Annotated in this window: 18 protein-coding genes and 2 pseudogenes; 11 read left to right on the plus strand and 9 right to left on the minus strand. The window is 72.4% G+C overall.

Features of this window, described 5'->3' with window-relative positions:
- Positions 1-195 precede the first annotated feature (195 nt).
- The 3 genes from ACYQ8Q_RS41970 (at position 196) to ACYQ8Q_RS41980 (ending at position 2,516) form a co-directional block, all read left to right on the plus strand.
- Positions 196-468 carry a hypothetical protein gene (locus ACYQ8Q_RS41970; protein ID WP_460072316.1) on the plus strand — a complete coding sequence of 91 codons (273 nt, stop codon included), beginning with the start codon at positions 196-198 and terminating at the stop codon, positions 466-468.
- A 14-nt stretch (positions 469-482) separates the two neighbouring features.
- Entirely contained in the window at positions 483-1,526 is a 1,044-nt protein-coding gene (gene mgrA, locus ACYQ8Q_RS41975; RefSeq protein WP_460072317.1) for an L-glyceraldehyde 3-phosphate reductase, read from the plus strand.
- Between the two features lie 168 nt (positions 1,527-1,694).
- Positions 1,695-2,516, plus strand: a complete 822-nt coding sequence (locus tag ACYQ8Q_RS41980) for a chitosanase (RefSeq protein ID WP_460072319.1) — start codon at positions 1,695-1,697, stop codon at positions 2,514-2,516.
- Positions 2,517-2,530: 14 nt separating this feature from the next.
- Here the strand turns inward: ACYQ8Q_RS41980 and ACYQ8Q_RS41985 are convergent, their stop codons facing one another.
- Together ACYQ8Q_RS41985 and ACYQ8Q_RS41990 are read right to left on the minus strand one after the other, a co-directional pair.
- Positions 2,531-3,040 carry a molybdenum cofactor biosysynthesis protein gene (locus ACYQ8Q_RS41985; protein WP_460072321.1) on the minus strand — a complete coding sequence of 170 codons (510 nt, stop codon included), beginning with the start codon at positions 3,038-3,040 and terminating at the stop codon, positions 2,531-2,533.
- Positions 3,041-3,125: 85 nt separating this feature from the next.
- The gene (locus tag ACYQ8Q_RS41990; protein WP_460072323.1) at positions 3,126-4,457 is read right to left on the minus strand and encodes an alpha/beta fold hydrolase; all 1,332 of its coding nucleotides are present in this window, start codon (positions 4,455-4,457) and stop codon (positions 3,126-3,128) included.
- A gap of 241 nt (positions 4,458-4,698) precedes the next feature.
- Here ACYQ8Q_RS41990 and ACYQ8Q_RS41995 point away from each other — a divergent pair.
- Together ACYQ8Q_RS41995 and ACYQ8Q_RS42000 are read left to right on the plus strand one after the other, a co-directional pair.
- Positions 4,699-5,661 (plus strand): annotated as a pseudogene (locus ACYQ8Q_RS41995) (helix-turn-helix domain-containing protein); the annotation flags it as partial.
- Between the two features lie 976 nt (positions 5,662-6,637).
- Positions 6,638-8,191: an MFS transporter gene (locus tag ACYQ8Q_RS42000; protein ID WP_460072325.1), complete on the plus strand. Its 1,554-nt coding sequence runs from the start codon at positions 6,638-6,640 to the stop codon at positions 8,189-8,191.
- Between the two features lie 126 nt (positions 8,192-8,317).
- Here ACYQ8Q_RS42000 and ACYQ8Q_RS42005 read toward each other — a convergent pair whose 3' ends face one another.
- Positions 8,318-8,875 (minus strand): HEAT repeat domain-containing protein, encoded by a 558-nt coding sequence (locus ACYQ8Q_RS42005; protein WP_460072327.1) that lies wholly within the window; start codon positions 8,873-8,875, stop codon positions 8,318-8,320.
- A gap of 66 nt (positions 8,876-8,941) precedes the next feature.
- Positions 8,942-9,652: a 2-phosphosulfolactate phosphatase gene (locus tag ACYQ8Q_RS42010; RefSeq protein WP_460072330.1), complete on the minus strand. Its 711-nt coding sequence runs from the start codon at positions 9,650-9,652 to the stop codon at positions 8,942-8,944.
- A 150-nt stretch (positions 9,653-9,802) separates the two neighbouring features.
- Between ACYQ8Q_RS42010 and ACYQ8Q_RS42015 the strand changes: the two genes are divergently transcribed.
- The gene (locus ACYQ8Q_RS42015) at positions 9,803-12,817 is read left to right on the plus strand and encodes a glycosyl hydrolase (RefSeq protein ID WP_460072332.1); all 3,015 of its coding nucleotides are present in this window, start codon (positions 9,803-9,805) and stop codon (positions 12,815-12,817) included.
- A gap of 13 nt (positions 12,818-12,830) precedes the next feature.
- Here the strand turns inward: ACYQ8Q_RS42015 and ACYQ8Q_RS42020 are convergent, their stop codons facing one another.
- Positions 12,831-13,751 carry an SGNH/GDSL hydrolase family protein gene (locus ACYQ8Q_RS42020; protein ID WP_460072334.1) on the minus strand — a complete coding sequence of 307 codons (921 nt, stop codon included), beginning with the start codon at positions 13,749-13,751 and terminating at the stop codon, positions 12,831-12,833.
- Between the two features lie 180 nt (positions 13,752-13,931).
- Positions 13,932-14,819, minus strand: coding sequence for an oxygenase MpaB family protein (locus ACYQ8Q_RS42025; protein WP_460072335.1), 888 nt, complete (start codon positions 14,817-14,819; stop codon positions 13,932-13,934).
- A 130-nt stretch (positions 14,820-14,949) separates the two neighbouring features.
- Here ACYQ8Q_RS42025 and ACYQ8Q_RS42030 point away from each other — a divergent pair, with 130 nt between their 5' ends.
- The 3 genes and pseudogenes from ACYQ8Q_RS42030 (at position 14,950) to ACYQ8Q_RS42040 (ending at position 16,610) form a co-directional block, all read left to right on the plus strand.
- Positions 14,950-15,291, plus strand: coding sequence for a WhiB family transcriptional regulator (locus ACYQ8Q_RS42030; RefSeq protein ID WP_460072336.1), 342 nt, complete (start codon positions 14,950-14,952; stop codon positions 15,289-15,291).
- A 9-nt stretch (positions 15,292-15,300) separates the two neighbouring features.
- Positions 15,301-15,660 (plus strand): annotated as a pseudogene (locus tag ACYQ8Q_RS42035) (SDR family oxidoreductase); the annotation flags it as partial.
- Between the two features lie 158 nt (positions 15,661-15,818).
- Complete coding sequence (locus ACYQ8Q_RS42040) at positions 15,819-16,610, plus strand: LamG domain-containing protein (protein WP_460072338.1); 792 nt, start codon at positions 15,819-15,821, stop codon at positions 16,608-16,610.
- Between the two features lie 12 nt (positions 16,611-16,622).
- Here the strand turns inward: ACYQ8Q_RS42040 and ACYQ8Q_RS42045 are convergent, their stop codons facing one another.
- The 3 genes from ACYQ8Q_RS42045 to ACYQ8Q_RS42055 all read right to left on the minus strand — a co-directional run bounded on the left by ACYQ8Q_RS42045 (position 16,623) and on the right by ACYQ8Q_RS42055 (position 18,269).
- Positions 16,623-16,997 (minus strand): roadblock/LC7 domain-containing protein, encoded by a 375-nt coding sequence (locus ACYQ8Q_RS42045; protein WP_460072340.1) that lies wholly within the window; start codon positions 16,995-16,997, stop codon positions 16,623-16,625.
- A 67-nt stretch (positions 16,998-17,064) separates the two neighbouring features.
- Positions 17,065-17,922 (minus strand): hypothetical protein, encoded by an 858-nt coding sequence (locus ACYQ8Q_RS42050; protein ID WP_460072342.1) that lies wholly within the window; start codon positions 17,920-17,922, stop codon positions 17,065-17,067.
- Entirely contained in the window at positions 17,919-18,269 is a 351-nt protein-coding gene (locus tag ACYQ8Q_RS42055) for a hypothetical protein (protein ID WP_460072344.1), read from the minus strand. Before ACYQ8Q_RS42055 ends, ACYQ8Q_RS42050 begins: the two co-directional genes overlap by 4 nt.
- Before the next feature lie 164 nt (positions 18,270-18,433).
- On the opposite strand from ACYQ8Q_RS42055, the gene ACYQ8Q_RS42060 reads away from it, so the two are divergent.
- Together ACYQ8Q_RS42060 and ACYQ8Q_RS42065 are read left to right on the plus strand one after the other, a co-directional pair.
- Complete coding sequence (locus ACYQ8Q_RS42060) at positions 18,434-18,799, plus strand: hypothetical protein (protein WP_460072346.1); 366 nt, start codon at positions 18,434-18,436, stop codon at positions 18,797-18,799.
- A gap of 418 nt (positions 18,800-19,217) precedes the next feature.
- The gene (locus ACYQ8Q_RS42065) at positions 19,218-19,394 is read left to right on the plus strand and encodes a hypothetical protein (protein ID WP_199844660.1); all 177 of its coding nucleotides are present in this window, start codon (positions 19,218-19,220) and stop codon (positions 19,392-19,394) included.
- Positions 19,395-19,434 lie beyond the last annotated feature (40 nt).

The following is a 19,434-nucleotide window of genomic DNA, read 5'->3' on the forward strand; positions in this document are numbered from 1 at the left end:
CGCCCCCCAGCCCGTACACCCCGATGTGCGAATGAGAGCAGGGCTACCCGCCGACGCGCCCACGATGCGGAAGACGCTTCCGTGCGCCCCTGTGCGCCCCGCATTCCGACCCGGGCCCGGGAGCCGGTCCGGGGCCCTCGGCGGTGGGGCGTCGCCGGTGGGGCGTTGTCAGTGGGGCGTGCCAAGCTGCTGGTCATGGACGAGGCTGACTTCTTGCGGGGCCGGGTGTACGGCGCGGACCACGACGACGCGGGCCCCCGCCCGGACCGTGCGTACGCCGAGCTGGTGGGCGGCCCGCTCGACGGCCTGCTGCTCGACGTCACGGACCGCACCGACCACGAGCCGGGCGAGGTGGAACTCACCACGGAGATAGGCCGCTACGGCCCCGGCGGCCGGACCCTGTACGTACGGCGCCCCACCGACGCCGCCCGCTTCGACTGGCGCGGCGACACTCCCGGCGCCCCCTGAAGGGAGACCCTGTCATGACCCATGTCGCGCACCCCGAGCGCTACGACAACGGCATGCTGTACCGCCGCACCGGCCGCTCCGGACTCGACCTCCCCGTCCTGTCCCTCGGGTACTGGCACAACTTCGGTGACGACCGGCCGTTCGAGAAGCAGCGGGAGATCGCCCTGCGCGCCTTCGATCTCGGGATCACCCACCACGATCTGGCCAACAACTACGGTCCCCCCTACGGCGCGGCCGAGCTCACTTTCGGCCGCCTGATGAAGCAGGACCTCGGGCCCTACCGCGACGAACTGGTGATCTCCACCAAGGCCGGCTGGGACATGTGGCCCGGCCCCTACGGACAGGGCGGCGGCTCGCGCAAGTACCTCCTGGCCTCCCTGGACCAGTCCCTCAGCCGCATGGGCGTCGACCATGTCGACATCTTCTACTCCCACCGCCTGGACACCACCACACCCCTGGAGGAGACGATGTCGGCGCTGGCCTCCGCGGTGCGCCAGGGCAAGGCCCGCTACGTCGGCATCTCCTCCTACGACGCGGAGCGCACCCGCATCGCCGCGGGCCTGCTGCGGGAACTGGGCACGCCGCTGCTCATCCACCAGCCGTCGTACAGCATGCTCAACCGCTGGATAGAGACCGACGGCCTGCTGGACGTCACCCGGGAGGAGGGCGTCGGCGTCATCGGGTTCACGGCGCTGGCCCAAGGGATGCTGACCGGGCGTTACCTCAAGGGCGTCCCCGAGGACTCGCGCGCGGCACAGGGCACCTCGCTGGACGCGGCATGGCTCTCCGACGACATGGTCGAGCGGCTGCGCGCCCTCGACGCCGTCGCGGCGCGGCGCGGGCAGACCCTGGCCCAGATGGCCCTGGCCTGGGCGTTGCGCGACCCGAGGGTCACCTCCCTCGTCATCGGGGCCTCCCGGACCGAGCAACTCGAGCAGAACGCGGCCGCGCTGAAGAACCTTCACTTCAGCGCCGGGGAACTCGCCGAGATCGACCGGTACGCCACCGACGCGGGCGTCGACCTGTGGCAGGACGCCCGCCTCGGCAAGCTGCGCTGAGCCCGGGGCGCCCGCACACGGACGTGGCCGGAAGTGTGCTCGTTCGATCGTACGAACATGCTTGCGGTGGGGTTACTTCTCCGACCCCGACTTGATAGGAAACTTTCCTGTCAGTTTGGTATTACCGGCACGGACTCACCCCACCCCCCACTTCCCCCTGGAGTCACCGTGGTGCCCATTCCCGCCTCCCGCCGTACCTTCCTCGCCCTGACCGGTGCCCTGGCCGGGGCCCTGGCGGCCACCCCGCTGCTCGCCCCGTCCCGGGCGGGCGCCGTGACCGCGGCCGGGCTCGACGACCCGGCGAAGAAGGAGATCGCGATGAAGCTCGTGTCGAGCGCGGAGAACTCCTCGCTCGACTGGAAGGCCCAGTACAAGTACATCGAGGACATCGGCGACGGCCGTGGCTACACCGCCGGGATCATCGGCTTCTGCTCAGGCACCGGCGACATGCTCGACCTCGTGCAGCTCTACACCGACCGCAAGCCCGGCAACGTCCTCGCCAAGTACCTCCCGGCGCTCCGCTCGGTCGACGGCAGCGACTCCCACGCGGGGCTCGACCCGAACTACCCCAAGGACTGGCGCAAGGCCGCCCAGGACGCCGCCTTCCAGCAGGCGCAGAACGACGAGCGCGACCGGGTCTACTTCAACCCGGCCGTCAAACAGGGAAAGACGGACGGACTGCGGGCCCTGGGCCAGTTCGCGTACTACGACGCGATCGTGATGCACGGCGACGGCGACGACCCCACCAGCTTCCGCAACATCCGCAGGCGGGCCCTGCGCAGCGCCAAGCCGCCGGCCCAGGGCGGCAACGAGACGACGTACCTCAACGCCTTCCTCGACGCGCGCGTCTGGGCCATGAAGCAGGAGGAGGCGCACAGCGACACCAGCCGCGTCGACACCGCCCAGCGGGTCTTCCTGCGCAAGGGCAACCTCGACCTCGACCCGCCGCTGGACTGGAAGGTCTACGGCGACAGCTACCACCTCGGCTGACGGGCGCCTCCCCGTCAGATTGGCCCGGGCGGTGCGTCGACCACCTCGAACGTCGCCCGGCCGACGGTCAGCACGCCGTCGGACAACGGCGTGCACCGCACGCCGCCCTTGTCGCGCAGGGCGCGCCGTGCCCCCGGCCCGACCGTGACGTCCATCCAGGCGCACGGCCGGGCCGGCCGGTTCACGGCGAACAGCACGGGACCGGCCCCGCTGTCGAGCGCGATCGTCGAACCGACGCAGGAGTCGATGTCGATGCCCCTGAGCAGGATGTTCCGCCGGGTCTGGCGCAGCCCCGGGGAACCGTCCGGGCGCACCGGCAGACTCTCGACGGCCATGAGGGTCACCGCCGCGTCCCGGTGGGCCGGACGGCCGAAGTACCGGTCGCCGACCAGCCCCAGGCCCCGACGGACCTCCACCCGGGACACCGACTCGTCCTCGGGCCCGTCCGCCGGCCCGTCCGAGGGACGCCCCGCGAACCGGTGCGCGCCCGACACCAGCAACTCCACCACCTCGACCTCGGCCATGACCTCAGCTTAGGGCGGCGGTGGGGGAGCGGTCGGTCGCTCCCCCACCCACCCGTGACGTTGACGGCGTCACGGCGTCACGGCGTCACGGCTTCAGCGGGAGCGTCGCGCAGTTCGACGACGCCGGCTGTCCGTCGAGCCGGTCGGTCAGCCACGAGATCGCGTCGCCCTGGTCGGTGAGCAGGGGAGCGAAGTGGTTGAGCAGCGCCCGGCCCAGACCCGGCAGCACCACCGGCTTGTACGTGACGTCCACGCCCTTCGCGCACCAGGCCACGGCGAGCGCCCGCGCCTGCGCGTGCGGGACGAGGTCGTCGGCGGTGCCGGTCACCAGCCGTACCGGGGACGTCGGCTTCAGCCGGCCGATGCGCTGGTCGGCGAGGAACGCCTGGAGCTCCGGCTCCTCCTCGACGATGTCGCTGATGGAACTGCCGTCGGTGGTCCAGGAGGTGCTGCGGGCCGAGTTGTAGGCGAGCAGGGCGTCGCCCACGCACATGGTCGACAGGTCCTTCAGGGCCGCCTTGCCGGCCGCGTTGAGATGGGCCTCCGCGATCGGCTTCAGCTTGGGGTCGGACTGCACGAACCCGTTCACCGACCAGCCGAGCGCCCCCGCGAGGTCGCTGCCGTCGATGGCCCGGGTGACCGCGGCCAGGTCGGCGGGCGGGGCGCCCGTGTAGGTGCCGGCCAGGGTGATGTCGGGGGCGTACGAGGGCTGGAGTTCGGCGGCGGCCGCCGTGGCCCCGCCGCCCTGGCTGTAGCCGTACAGCGCGACCCGGGAGGCGGCCGTGAGCGACGTACCGCCAAGGGAACGGGCGGCGCGGACGGCGTCCAGGACGGCGTGCGCCTCGTCGACCCGGTTGACGTACGTGTGCAGCCGGTCCGTCGCGCCCAGCCCGGGATAGTCGGTGACCACGACGGCGACGCCGCGCGCGAGCAGCCGGTAGATCGCCAGGTTCTCGTAACCGACCGACAGGGTCTGGAGATTGACGGTGAGGGGACGCTCCAGTCCGAGGGAGGCGGCGCACTGGTCGCCCTGGCCCATGGTGCCGGGGGCCACCACGACCAGCGGACGCGCCCCGCTGCCCCGCCAGGCGGCCGTCGGCTCGATGTAGGCGCCGGTGACCGCGACGGGTCCGCCGGCGGAGTCCGTGGACTTGTACATCAGCCGGGTCGCCGCACCGGGGAGCGGGCCGTCGATGCCGGGCAGGCTCAGGGCGAGGGGGAGGGGTTCGGTGCGGACCAGGGTGCCGTCGGCCGCCGGAAGGGTGGCGGGCGGGTTGTAGAAGGTGGGGATGGTGACACCGCGCGAGACCACGGCGTCCGTGTCCGTGTCGCCGGCGGCGGTGGCCGGGACGGCCGTGGTGCCGAGGCAGGCTGCCACGGTCACGGCCGCGGCCAGCAGTCTGGTGGGGGCGGGCATGGCGGACCTCCGGGGGAGAGGGGAGGCCCGAGCCTTCCTCTGCGGCTCGGGTGGGGGACGGCACGGAGCGCCGGTCGTCCCGACCGCAGCCCCGTACCGCTCTTAGACGAACTGTCAGGACCGTACCGACCAGGGGGTAACCGCGGGTACTGGTCGGTAGGTTACGGTTCGGTAATATGACTGCGGGTGCTCGGGGGGCCACCCTCAACAGGTGCTACGACCTGTGTGGTTGACTGCTTGAATGCTGCGAGAGTCGGTCTTCCGGACGATGGACCTGCCGCCGCGCGACCGCTTCGACGCCTGGGCCCAGCGCATGGGGAGCACCCACGCTCCCATGCGGCTCAGCACCGACCGCACCGAGGACTACCGAGGCCACCAGCGGGTGATCGAGCTGGGTGAGGTCGTCGTGTGGCCGGCGACGATGGACCCCCTCACGTTCCACCGCACGGCCAAGCTCGTCCGGCAGTCCGACCCCGAGACGTACCATCTGTCGCTGCTGCTGAAGGGCGAGGGCGCGGCCGTCTGGGACCGGCGCCAGGCCGTCTACCGGATCAACGACTTCCACACCAACTCCTCGTCGCGGTCCTGGGAGGTGACCACCGGCGCCGACCCCGTCACGATCGTCGGCGTGGAGATCCCCCGCACACTGGTGGCCGTACCGGGGCATCGCGTCGACCGGATCCTGGGAGGCCTCATCTCGGGCCGCGAGGGCAGCGGCGCCCTGCTGGCCCAGTTCCTGCGCCAGCTGATCGGGGACACCGGGCCGTACCGGCCCGCCGACGCCCCTCGGCTCGGCACGGTCGTCGCCGACCTGGTCACGGTCGCCTTCGCGCACGCCGTGGACGCCGATCCGGGCCTGCCGCCGGAGACCCGCAGCCGCACGCTCGTCCTGCACGTCAAGGACCATGTCCGCCGCCACCTGGCCGACCCGGACCTCACGCCCGCCCGGATCGCCGAGGCCCACCACATCTCCCGCAGCTACCTCTACCGCCTCTTCCAGGACGAAGGCGTCGGCATCGCCGCCTACATCCGCGACCAGCGGCTCGCCGGGGCCCACCGCGACCTCGCCGACCCGGCCCTGCGCACCCTGCCGATCCACGCCGTCGCCGCCCGCTGGGGCTTCCTCCGCGCCGCCGAGTTCACCCGGGCCTTCCGCACCGCGTACGGCCTGCCGCCCAGTGAACTGCGGGAGCAGGCGCTGAGTTCGCACGAAGACGGGCGGGGGGCGCGGGCGGAGGTTTCGCCGGGCGGTGGTCCGGGCGTGGAGTTCGTGGGGCGGGATGCGGGGGTGACGACCTCACGAGGCGCCGGGCGCGCTGCGGACGGTGTGGCTTCGCGCGGCAGCGGCCAGGCCTCCGGCCTCGTGGGTTCACGCGGTGGCGGGTGAGACACCGATCCCTTGGCTGTGCGGGGCGGCGGACAGTCTTCGGGCTCGTGGCTGTGCGGGGTGGCGGACAGTCTTCGACGTCGTGACTCTGTGGGGCGGCGGACAGGTCTCCGGGCTCGTGGCTACGCGGGGCGGCGAACAGGACTCCGACCTCGGCTCTGCGCGGCGAGGGGAGCGACGCCGAGCTGGTGACCTCGCGCAGGGGTGAGTGAGACGGGGGTGTGGTGCCTTCGCGAGGCGGGGCTTCGGGAGAGGGGTGCCGACTTCCTACGGCGGCGGACCGGATGCGGGCGCGCTGAATCATCACGCGGCAGGCGGCAGGCGGGCGCGCTGCATTCTCACGGGGCCGGTCCGTGTATTTCACGGCGCGCTGGTCCGGGTAGGGGCGTGCCGCGTGTTCACGGTGCTGGTCCGGGCGCGGAGGCGCGGTGTGTTCACGGTGCTGGTCCGGGCGTGGGCGATCAGTTCGCCGCGCTCAGCAGGACCGGCCCCGGCGGGTGCGGCGGCGGGCCGGATGTGGACGCGGTGCCAACGAGCAGTGGACCGTCCGCCAACGACATACCGCCCTCACCTGTCGCATGCTGGTGATCAACCGCGGCACGGATACCCGCGGCGCCGGTGGCCGGGCCAGGACTGCGGGGGAGTCCTGGCCCGGCACCGCCATGTCGTCCCCCGGGTGATCGAGTGGTGACGGTCTGGGCGGGGGCGTACGGTCGAACGGTGGATCCGGCCCTGGACACCACCGTCCACGGTCACCTCCCTCGGGCCCGCTCCGGGCGGGCGACACGACGTCATGACCAGCGCTCCGCAGCCGACTCCCGCGACCGAGACCACCGCCCCGCAGAACGGCGGTGGCGGACACGCGATGGCGCTGCTGGTCATCGCCTCGTGCCAGTTGATGGTGGTCCTCGACATCACCATCGTGAACATCGCGCTCCCGGACATCCAGCGCGCCCTGGACTTCTCCACCACCAGCCTGTCGTGGGTCGTCAACGCCTACACGCTGACCTTCGGCGGTCTGCTGCTGCTCGGCGGCCGGGCGGGGGACATCCTCGGCAGACGGCGCGTGTTCATCGTCGGCGTGCTGCTGTTCGTCCTCGCGTCCCTGCTCGGCGGCCTCGCCCAGAACGAGGCCCAACTCCTGTCCGCGCGGGCCCTGCAGGGCGTCGGCGGAGCCATCGCCTCCCCGACCTCGCTCGCCCTGATCAGCACCACCTTCCGTGAGGGGCCCGAACGCAACCGCGCCTTCGGTGTGTTCGCGGCGGTCTCGGCCGGCGGCGGCGCGATCGGCCTGCTCGCCGGCGGCATCCTCGTCGAGTACCTGAACTGGCGCTGGGTGCTCTTCGTCAACGTCCCCATCGGCCTGCTGATCGCGCTCGCCACGCCCCGCTACATCAAGGAGTCCGAGCGCCACCCGGGCCGCTTCGACCTCGCGGGGGCCTTCACCTCCACCGTCGGCATGGTGCTGCTGGTCTACGGCTTCATCCGGGCCGGCCAGGACGGCTGGCGCGACGCCCTCACGCTCGCCTCGTTCGGCGCGGCCGTCGTCGTCCTCACCGTGTTCATCCTGATCGAGCGGCGCTCCCGGCAGCCGATCACCCCGCTGCACATGTTCGCCGACCGCAACCGGGCGGGCACGTACGGCATCATGCTCTGTCTGGCCGCCGCGATCTTCGGCATGTTCTTCTTCCTGACGCTCTTCGTCCAGAACGTGCTCGGCTTCAGCCCGCTCGCCGCCGGCTTCGCGTTCCTGCCGGTCAGCGCGGTCATCGCGGTCGGCGCCGGACTCGCGTCACGGTTCCTGCCGACGTACGGCCCCAAACCCTTCATGGTCGGCGGCGCGATCCTCGCCGCGGCCGGCCTGAGCTGGCTGACGCTCACGGACGTCGACTCCACCTACGCGGGCAGCATCCTCGGCCCCATGCTCGTCTTCAGCCTCGGTATGGGCATGGAGTTCGTGTCGCTGACCCTGATGGCACTCTCCAACGTCCCTACGCCCGAGACCGGCGCGGCCTCCGGCCTCCTCAACGCGACGCAGCAGGTGGGCGGTTCACTCGGCCTGTCCATCCTGGTCACCATGTACGGCACGGCCAGCCGCAACGAGGCGAACGACCAGATCCCCGCCTTCCTCGCCCAGGCCACCCCCGCCGAACGCCTGCGCTTCCAGCGCACCGGCCAGCTTCCCGCCCCCTGGTCCGACCACGTCCTCACCGCCGGCGTCTCGGCCGCCTTCATCATGGCCGCCATCTTCACCGCCCTCGCCGCCCTGATCGCCATCGTGGTCATCCAGGTGCGCCCCTCGGACCTGGAACGCCTCCAGGGCAGCACAGGCCCCCCGGGCCTCTGACCGGCTGCCCGGCCGGTGACGGCCCGAGGCGCCAACACCTGAGCGGGGTGTCGGGCCACGGCCGGCACCACTGGCTGAAACAGCTCCCCCCGACCAGCCTGGTGATCACGCCGGTTGAGGCGGTCTTCAAGCGCTGTTCCGCGCCTTGGCGGCCGGCGGAAGGGTCCGTCGGTAGATGGTGCCGCCGGGGGCGTACCAGCCCGACTTCTTGCGTACCGCGCGGCTCGGGTCGTGCGCGTGGGACGCCTGCAGGGCCGCGACCGCGCGTGCGTCGGAGTGGGCGAACTTGCCGACCAGTTCGGCGGCCCTGGACCGGACCTGCGGGTCGGGGTCCGAGCGCAGGTGACGGAGGGCGGGCTCGAGGACCCGGTCCGGGCCCGGAGCACAGGTGTCGCCCTTGCACCGGTCACAGGCCAGCGCGTGGAACGCGGCGATCCTGACGCGAGCGTCGGGATCGTCCGTCATGGCGACGAGTTCACCCATCGACTCGGTGTCCACCAGATGATCGAGAAGCCGGCAACAGCCCTCGCGCACGGCCGGATTCGCGTCACGCAGGCCGACGCGGATCGCGCTCACCGCGCTCTCCCCGCGGCGCAGCAGCTCGCGGTATGCCGCCACCGTGCGCTGGGGGTCGCCCAGGCACGCGACCAATGCTTCGTCGTCGGTCCTCACGAATCCGAGCATGGAATCAGTCTCGACTTGTGCGGCGAACACGGGCAAAGGGTTTTCTGGGCCCGATTCCCGCGCTGGTCATCGATGCGCGTCCTGGCGGCGCAGGATCACACGGCCCTCTTCCACCGCCGCGGCCATCGCGAAGCCGTGCACATCCGCCCGCAGGCACAGGGCCGTGTCCTGCGGGTGGACCCCGAGGTGGCCGCGCCGGACCCCGTCGGCCAGGTCGGCCGCCGCCGCGGAGGCGGCCGCGCGGCGCAGATACGGCGCCGGGTCCGCCGTATGCCCAGCGGCCAGGTCGGCGATGTACCGGGCGCAGGCGAGGTCCTCCTCGGCGCGTCCGCCGTCGCCGGTGATCATGTACGTCACCTGCCGGGGCCGTACCGCCCGCAGCGCGTCCGCGGTCGCCGCGGCCACGGTGAAGCCGGCGCACAGCAGCAGCGGTGCGTCGCGGGCGGCGAGAGCGCCGACGGTGCCGTGGGTCGTCTTCTGCACGAGGGTGCGCCCGGTCAGGTCGAGGGAGCGTATGAGGGCGGGGGAGTTGACGGTGTCGAAGCCCGGCTCGGGTGGTCCGTCCTTGAGCGTGAGCCAGTCCGTGTGACGGGACTTGAGGGCGCGGGCCTCCTCCAACGACTCGGCCAGGACGATCCGCTCCGCGCCCCGCGCGAACGCCCAGGCGGCCGCCGTGAAGGCCCGCAGCACGTCGATCACGACCACCGCCTCGGTCGTCTCGGACGGCCCGCGCCGCCCGTCCTCCCCTTCCGCCGTCCCGATGAAACGTTGCTCCATCCCGGCATCATGACCGATCCGGCACCCCGACAAGGCACATCTGCACACCTCTTGACCTCCTGTGAGAGCCCGGCATAACGTTCCGGCGTTTTGAGAAGGTGGTTGAAACGATTCAATCATCTTCATGGTGTCAACCCTGGGGAGCGTCCTGTGCCGGAGAGCGTCTCGTCGCCCGGTCCGTCCCGCCGTACCGTCCTGGCCGCCGGGCTCACGGCGGGAGCCGTAGCGGCGGTGGGGTCGGGATCCGCCGCCGCAGCGCAGGCGGGAGCGCCGGAGACCGCCCACGGCCCCGGCCCGTCCGCAGACTGGTTCGCCGCACCGGGGCGCGGTCCGCGCCCCAGGTTCCGCTGGTGGTGGCCCGACGGTCTGGTTGACGCCGACGAGATCGCCCGCGAGGTCGACGCGATCGCCGACGCCGGGTTCGGCGGAGCCGAGATCGCCGCGGTCCACCACAGCGTCAAGGACAAGTCGGTCCTGGACACCGCCCACCACGGCTGGGCGAGCCGGCCGTGGCGCGAGGGCGTCGAGGCGGCCCTGCGCCGCGCCGCCCGCCGAGGTCTCACCCTCGACCTCACGCTGGGCCCCAGCTGGCCCGTCGCCGTCCCGGGCCTCACCCCGGACGACGAGGCCGCCGCCCGCGAACTCGTCCTCGGCCAGGTGCGGTTGACCGCAGGAGCCCGCTACGAGGGACCCGTGCCCGCGCCCGGCCGCGCCCCCGCGAGCGGCGTGACCCGCCACCTGCTCCTCGCCGTGCAGGCCGCCCGGATCGAGCCCGCGTACTCCACCCGCAAGGAGACCGGCCTCGACCCCGCCAGCGTCCGCGACCTCACCGCGACCGTCACCGACACCGGCCTGACCTGGACCGCGCCGGACGACGGCGACTGGGTGCTGATCGCCTACTGGCTGCGCGGCTCGGCCCAGCAGCCCGAATCCGGCCCCCACTCCGCGCCCGCCGCCTACGTCGTCGACCACCTCAGCGCGGCCGGCACCGCCGCCGTCACCCGGTTCTGGGAGCGGGAGATCCTGACGCCCACCCTGCGCTCCCTGCTGCGGGCGGCCGGCGGAGCCTTCTTCGAGGACTCCGTGGAGCTGGAGACCGCCGGGCTGACCTGGACTCCCGCTCTGCCCGAGGCCTTCGAGAAACACACCGGACGCTCCCTGCTGCCGTATCTGCCCGCCGTGATCCTCGACGGCTCCAACCAGGTGTTCGCCTTCGAGGCGCAGCTGACCCGCCAGATCCGGCACGACTTCTGGGAGACCGTCTCCGGCCTCTTCAACCGGCACCACGTCCGCGCCCTGCGCGACTGGGCCCACTCCCTCGGCATGCAGCTGCGTGCCCAGCCCTACGGCCTCCAGACCGACGCCATCGCCTCGGCCGCGATCCTCGACATCCCCGAGGGCGAGTCCCTCGGCTTCAAGAACCTCGACGACCACCGCTGTCTGGCCGGCGGCCGGGACATGGCCGGGCACACCGTGCTGTCCTGCGAGGCGGGCGCCTACAACGGGTCGGCGTACAGCACCACGTGGGACCGGTTCCTGCGCACCATGGGCGGGGCCTACGCGGCGGGCGTCAACCAGACCGTCGTCCACGGCTTCTCCTACGCCACCGTCCCCGGGGCGAGCTGGCCCGGCTTCGCCGCCTTCAGCCCCTACAACGGCACACCCGGCTACGGCGAGTCCTGGGGACCGCGCCAGCCGACCTGGCGCCATGTGAACGACATCGCCGACTACCTCGGCCGCGTCCACACCGTCCTGCAGTCCGGCACCGCCCGCGCGGACGTCGCGATCCTCCGCCAGACCGGCTACACCGCGACCGGCATCGGCGCCTCCTGGTTCACCGCCTCCGGGATCCCGCTCGGCTGGACCCACCAGTTCCTCAGCGGTCCCCTGCTGAACCTGCCCAACGCCACCGTGCGCGGCGGCCGTCTCGCCCCCGACGGCCCCGCCTACAAGGCCCTGTTCGTCGAAGGGGACTTCTTCTACGGCTCCACCCCCACCCTCGCCCTCACCGACGCCCGCCGACTACTGACCCTCGCCCGCGCCGGACTACCCGTAGTCCTGCTGGGCGCCTTCGACCAGGCGCTCACCCCCGGAGTGCCGGACGAGGGCGAGACGGACGGGCTGCGGGAGATCCTCGCCCGCCTGCTCGCCCTGCCCACCGTCGTCCGCGTCACCGACAAGGCGGCCGTCGGCGACGCCCTCGCCGGCCTGGGCGTCACCGCCGACGTGCGCCACGCCACCGCCTCCACCCTCCTCAACGCCCACCGTGCCACCGAGGACGCCGACTTCTACTACCTCTGCAACGGCAAGCACGCGGAGACCGTCAAACCGCCCGTGGCCGCGATCGACCACGACGTCACCCTGCGCCGCACCCGGGGCCGCACGAGCGTGCCGTATCTGCTCGACCCCTGGACCGGCCGGGCCGCGCGCCTCGCCCGCTACACCGAGGACGGCGACGACATCACGCTCCGGGTCGCCCTCCAACCCGGTCAGACCGTGATCGTGGCACTCGGCCGCCCCGGCCTCTTCGGCGACCGCCACGGGAACCGCCCGCACGCCGTCGCCACCGACGCACCCGAAGTCCTGTACGCGGACGGGAGGTTGGCGATCCGTGCGGCCGCTCCCGGCACCTACACCACCCGTCTGTCCACGGGGCGTACGGTCACCACCACCGTCGCGGCCGTGCCCGACGCGGTCACCCCGGAGCGCTGGGACCTGGAGGTCGAGGACTGGTTGCCGGGAGCCGGTCCGGCACAGACCGAACGCCTGCGCCGGACCCTCGTGCTCGACACCCTGCTGCCCTGGTCGCGCATCCCCGACCTCGCCGACTCCGCGGGCATCGGCCGCTACCGTACGACGGTCACCCTGCCGGACGACTGGACGGACGCCCACGACGCCCGGCTGGAGCTCGGCCAGGTCAGCGACACCGCACAGGTCACCGTGAACGGGACACGCGCACCGGCGGTCGACCGTCTCCACCCCGTGGTGGAGGTCGGCACGCTGCTGCGCCCCGGCCGGAACCTGATCGAGGTGGAGGTCGCGACCCCGCTCGTCAACCGTCTGAGGGTGGCGCAGCCCGCCGTCTTCGGCACCGTCGCCCGCCAGGACCACGGACTGTCCGGGCCGGTGCGGCTGGTGCCGTACGTCCGCCGGGTGCTGTCCTGACCGCAGGCAGGCGTCAGCGGTCGTGCCGTCCCTGGCCGAGGCGGTGCAGGACGGCCTCGGCCATGGCGGCCTCGCCCTTGGCGTTGGGGTGGGCGGGAGCCGCCGGGGACGCGGGCCGCAGCGGTTCGATCCAGCGGTCCGCCGCGGGCTTGCACATGTCGTGCCCGACGGTCGGCCCGTAGGTGTCGACGTACTCCGCCCGGCTCCCGTAAGCCACCAGACGCAGCATCAGATTGACGCGCTTCTCGGTGTCCCGGAGGTAGGGGAAGTCCCCCGCCGCGAAGGGCACCGAGGGAGCGCAGCCGCTGCCGTCGTCGGGCAGGAGGTCCGGATAGCCGACGACGAGCACCCGCGCGTGCGGCGCCCGGCGGTGCACGTCCCGCAGCACCTGGGCCACCTTGGGCGCCGTCCGGGCGATCGTGACGCTCAACTGGTCGACCCCGGAGGCCCCGTAGTACTTCTGGCAGGGGTTGCCGGCCGGGTCCTGCGCGGCCAGCGCGGCGCAGGTCCCGATGATGGTGCCGAAACCGATGTCGTTGCCGCCGATCTGCACGGTCACCAGGTCGGTGTTGCGGCCCACCGCGTCGAGCTGGGGACCGTTGGTGCCCTGCGCCTTCCACATCTCCTCGGTCGTCGCCCCGGAGCAGCTGACGTCCTTGAAGGGCGTCGTACCGAGCCGTGCGGCGACGAGTGAGGGGTAGTTGTGGTCGGACCGGGCGCAAGGGGCGTCCACCTGCTGGGGGATGAGAGGACCGGAGGTGTACGAGTCCCCGAGGGCCACGTACGCCGTCGTCCTCCCGCCGCCCCCGCCGCCGTGTGCCGCCGCGGGCACCGCCGATGCGGCGACCAGGGCGCAACCACCCAGGACCGCAAGGAAGGTGACCCCTCGGCGACGCTGTCCGACCGAAGTCTGTCCGCGTACCTCGCGCTGCATCGCAGCTCCTCCCCCGAGCCCGTCCGGGCCGGCGCCGGCGGCCCGGACGGCCGCCGTGCTGTTCGCCGCAGTTTGTATACCGCCCGGTAGCCCGCCAGGGCCAGAGGTGGGAAGGAGTGTGTTCGCGCGTCTGTACGGGAGTCGAGGGACCGGGGCCCGCGGGTGCGGGCCGTCACGGCATCAGCCGGCCGCCGTGGTCACGCGCTGCCGGGCCGGTGCCATCGCCCAGCGGATCGTCGCGGTCGTGGCGCGGCCGAGCGGCAGCAGGCAGACGTCCTCGACCAACGGCACTCTGGGCAGCCGCAGTTGCTCGGAAGCCCAACGCGGCAGCAGCGCCACGGCATTGGCGGCGAGCACCCCGTACGGGAGCCGCGCGACAAGCGGTACGGGAGGGTGCAGCAGCAGGAAACGCGCGGCCTCCCGGGCCTGTGCGGTGACCGCCAGCTCCGGACGGTACGCCGTCAGCCGCTCCGTGAGTTCCGCTCTGCTCCGGGGCGGACCGGGGATGCCCAGCTCCAGCGCCACCCGCGCCATGTCCTCGACATAGCCGTCGCACTCGTCGTCCGACAGGGGACGTGCGCCGTAGCGCTGATGGGCGCGCAGGAAGCTGTCCGTCTCGGCGAGGTGCACCCACCCGAGCAGATGGGGATCGGAGGCGTGGTACGGCTCTCCGTTCACGGTGAGCCCCCGCACCCGCTCGTGCACCGCCCGCACCCGGGCGCACGCCTGCTCGGCGTGTTCGGCGGTGCCGTACGTCGTCGTGGCCAGAAAGGTGCTCGTGCGCTGGAGCCGGCCCCAGGGGTCGCCCCGGTACCCCGAGTGGGCGGCGACGGCGGCCATGGCGAGCGGGTGCAGCGACTGCAGGAGCAGCGCGGACAGACCGCCGATGAACATGGAGGCGTCCCCGTGCACCCGGCGGACCGGGCGCTCCGGTCCGAACCAGCGCGGTCCGGGCGTGCCGTGGATACGGGCCCGGCGGCGGGCGCCGTCCGGCCCGGCGACCCGGGTGAACAGGCCCTCGCCCAGACGCTCGCGGGGGCCGCGGCCCCCGGCTTCGGTCGGTCTCATGCGTGCCGTGACCTCCTCGTCGCCGCGGGGGCGCCCGCCGCCGCCCACCGCCCGGAACCGAGCCCTCCGCGGCCATGGCCCAAACGGTTCCAAGTGCCTATATTTCTTTCTACCTCCGCCGGGTCCGCAGATGCGAAGGGCGTCGAAGGGCGTCGTCGTGCGGCCGGGCCGCCCTGCGGAGTCGGCGAAGCGGTCGCCGGAGGTGCCGATGAACTCCCTGCCCTTCCTGAACTGGCGTGAGGCGGCGGCCTGCCGTTCCGAGGACCCCGAGCTGTTCTTCCCGATCGGTGAGGACGGCCCGTCCCGGCGGCAGATCGAGCAGGCGCGGGCGGTCTGCCGCAGCTGCCCGGTGATGCGTGCCTGCGGGACCTGGGCGGTCCGGCACGGCGAGCGGTACGGGGTCTGGGGTGCGATGACGGCCGGGGAGCGCCGAGGTCTCGGGCTGAGCCGGCCGCCGGTCGGCGGGCCGTGACCGGGTGTCGCTCGGCGGGTGCGCTCCGGAGGCGCCGTCGTCTCCTTCTCCACCTCCGTGACCCGGCCGGCCTTCCCCGGCCATGCCGCCCACGCGGCGAGCGAGGGGGCCGTGGAGGCCGTGACGATGGAGCTCGCCCGTGAGCTGCGCGGCCGGGACGTCACGGTGAACGCGGTCGCCCCCGGACCCGCCGCCACCCCGCTCTTCCTGGAGGGCAAGGACGAGGAGTCGATCGCGTGCCTCGCCGCGCAGCCCCCGCTGGAGCGCCTCGGGAACCCGGAGGACATCGCCACCACCGTGGCCTTCCTCGCCGGTCCGGGCCGCTGGATCAACGGGCAGGTCCTGTTCGCCAACGGGGGCATCGCCTGAGCGGTGGCGGCAGCCGCCGGTCGGCGTTCCCGCTGCTGGGAGCCGTTCTTCATACTGCGAGGCGCGACACGCCGCGGCCGTCACTCACACGGGTTGTCCTCGCGGCGGATCCGCCGCCCGCCCGCATTCCCTGGACCTACGCGGAGCAGCATCCGGCCATGGAGAATCCCGCATCCGACAGTCCGCCCGAGGCCACCGCGGCCCGGCGCGGACCCGCGGCCGTCTTCACCGCGGACTTCACCTCCACCAGCCAGTGGGTGGCGGGGCGTTCGTGGGCGTATCCGAACGGCGGACCGATCAATCCCGACGACAACAAACTGGACTACCTGGTCTCGGATCCCGCCTACTCCCGGTCGGGGACGTTCCGGGCCACCCGTCGCCGCGACGGGAGGTGGAACGCGGGTCTGCTCACCACGGAGGGGAGCGAGGAGGCCTTCACCGTCCAGACTGGTGACGTGCTCGAGGCACGGGTGAGACTGCCGTACGAGATGGGGGCCTGGCCCGCGATCTGGACCTGGCGGGACGGCGACCAGGAGATCGACGTCTTCGAGTACCACCCCGACAACCCCGATCTCCTGGAGTTGAGCAACCACGTCCGCGGCGGCGGTTTCTACTACCGGGACCCGGCGATCCGCCCCGGCGCCTGGATCGACCTGCGCGTCGAGTTCGGCAGACGGTCCGTCGTCTGGTGGGTCGACGGCCGGCAGGTGTTCGTCGACCGGCGGGGAGTGGGCCGCGGCTGGTACGCGTACCTGATCGTCAACCTGTCGGTGTGCGCGGGCCGGTACCACCCGCCGCCCGAACCCGGGGTCACCGAGATGTCGTACGAGGTGTCGCGCCTCGTGGTCATGCGCCCGCCTTATCTGCTGGAGGAGGACGACGACGAGCCCGAGTGCGTGGAGGGGATCGAGGGGGCCGGGGAGGTGGAGATCGACGGTGATCCGGTATGAGCCGCAGGGCCGCTAGTCCGGGGTGTCGGAGTCCAGGATGCCGCCGAGTTCCGCCACCAGCGCGGGCATCTCCCGGCGGAACGCGGCCAGGTCCAGGCCCTCGTCCGCCATGACGGCGAGCAGCGCGCGCTCCCCGACCGCGGTGACGATCACATGCCCGGCGCTGCACTGGGCGCTCATCTCGCGCAGGGTGCCGGTGGAGGCCTGGTCGGCGAGGCGGCGCCCGAGGGACAGGGTGGCCGCGGCGACCGCGGCCATGGACTCCGCGTGTGTCTTGCTGACGTCACTGGCGACCACCAGCCCGTCGACGGTGGCGAGGGTGCTTTCGGTGACACCCATCACCTTGTCCCGCAGGGAGATGAGGATGTCGTTCACGGGGTCGCTCATGTCGTCTTCTTCCTGGTGAGCGGTGCGGGCGGGGACGGGAGGGGGCGCGACGGGGGAACCGGCCGGGTCAGGCGCGGGGCCCGGAGGAGTCCGGGGAGGCCGGCTGGGGGCCGGTGCGGCGCGGCAGGCGCCGGGGGAGTCCGGTCGTCGCGGGGGCGGTCGGGGCGGCGGCGGGGGTACGGGGCGCGGTGCTCGGGCGTCCGGCGGCGCCCGGCGGGGTCGTGTACTCGACGAGCCGCAGCCCGATCAGATGCCGGAGGTCGAGCAGGACGGCGAACAGTCCGCGGCCCAGCGAGAACGCGAGGTCCCGGGGGGTCCGGCGTCCGTCGACGGCGGTCAGGAGGTCCAGGTGGCGGGGAGAGAGGCGGGCGGTGGATTCCGGCAGGCCGGCGGAGGGGGTCGGGCGGACACGGTCGCGGGCGGACCGCGCGATCGTGGCGGGCTCCTTCTCCAGCATTCCGAAGCGGCGCGTCGTCTCGGCGACCAGCCGCTCCGGCGGCACCCCGGCCCCGGCGTGCAGCACGGGGACGGGATCGCCGACCTCCCAGTCCGCCGGCCGGTTGAGGGAGAGCGCGAAGGCCGCGTCGAACAGTGCGCCCAGGCAGACGACCTCCAGCTCCCCGGCCCCGATCAGCCCGGCGGCGACCAGCTCCCGCGCCAGATGCTCGTGGGTGCTGTCGGTGGCGCGGACGGCCGTCCACGCCTCCTCCGTGAGGCGGCCGGACCTGAGCAGGATCGCCTCGGCCCCGGGGGCGCCCGGAGTCTCCATGGCGACCACCAGGCCGTCGCGGACATGCAGGGTGCCGCCGGGAGTGCCGGTGACGCAGACGGTGCAGGAGCGGCGCTGCGCGTGCAGGCCGGACAGGAGGGCGGGGAGGTTGCGTGGGGCGGGGGACTTCTCGGCGTCGTCGTCGTTCCGGCTCATGCCAGCAGTGCGTCCGCGTGCCGGGTGAGGTCCTGCAGTACCCAGGCCAGGTTGGTCCGGTCCCGGTCCACGGTCGCGCACAGCAGGACCGGATCGCGGTCCCGGGCGACGCTCAGGGTCACATGGTGGGTGCTCGGGGTGGTGACGACGATGCTCTCCAGCTCGTCGGCGCAGCCCGCCTGCCGGAGACCGCCGTCGGCGAGACCGACGAGGTCGTGGGCGTCCTGGCTCGCGCCCGTTTCCCCCAGAGAGGCGTAGGAGAGGCCCGTCACCGAGTCGACCACAGCGGCGCCGGCGATGCCGGGCGTCTGCAGAACTCGGGCGAGGGCGGTCTCGAGTAGAGCCATTGGTTGCCCCTTCGCTTGCCCTGCCGAGCACAGTACTTTATTTGCCAACTATCGCAAGACTGGCCAAAGATGCGCTTGTTCGATATCAACGTTCCCAGAAATAACACTGGCTGTCGTTGTAAGCGATCAACACCGGACGGTCTGTACGGAAATGAGGCACCAGCGTGAACATTGAGAGCACGCTCAAGGAAGCGATGAGCATCGAGGGTGCCCTGGGGGTGGCCCTCGTCGACTACGAGAGCGGGATGTCGCTCGGTGTGCTGGGCGGTGGGCCCCAGCTGGACCTGGAGCTGGCCGCGGCCGGCAACACCGAGGTCGTCCGGGCCAAGCAGCGCACGCTGAAGTCGCTCGGTCTGCAGGAGGAGATCGAGGACATCCTCATCACCCTCGGCACCCAGTACCACTTGATCAGGCCCCTGTCCCGGGCGCGCGGCGGGCTCTTCCTGTACCTCGCGCTGGACCGCGGCCGCGGCAACCTCGCCCTCGCCCGTCACCGGCTCAGGGCGCTGGAATCCGAACTCGAGATGTGAATCCGGTAACACGCGGACCCCGCACCACGGAAGTGGTACGGGGTCCGTATCCGAGCGCCGGGCAGGCCTTGCACCTGCATTTCCCCGCAGGAAGCGGGGCGTCTTTCCTTGGACCACCAACGCGTCACCGAGGAACGGCAGTTCCGCTCTTCAGCTCTGGCCTTAGCTTAGCGCATGGTTGTGGCATCGCTGCACCATGAAACCGGAGTTGAAGTCTCCGATTTGTCACGGACGGCCATCCATGGTCATCGGCAAGGGCTGAACCGGGGACAATGCGATGATGTCGCCGACACCGGTTTCGCTGCGGGGCCGTCAGACGACGTCACGGCAGCGCCGATTCACCCGCCCGATCGGTGCCGTGTCCGAAGCCGTTCCACCGCGTCGGCCCGTCCGACCGTCCACGAAAGCAGAGCCACCCGTGTTCTCCGTCTTCGACGACACGCCGATCTACCACCGCCTCGTCAGTGAACGCGGCGACATCCCCGCCCAGGTGCGCGGCGAGGCCGAACGCATCAAGCGCGACCTGGACCGCGTCATGGCCGGCGGCCCCTCGATCAGCCCCGGACTGCCCGCGCCCAGGGGCTTCTTCTCCTGACGCCCGGCGCCCGCGACCGATGCCGAAGCGTGGAGAGGGA

The organism is Streptomyces sp. YKOK-I1, assembly GCF_054660435.1.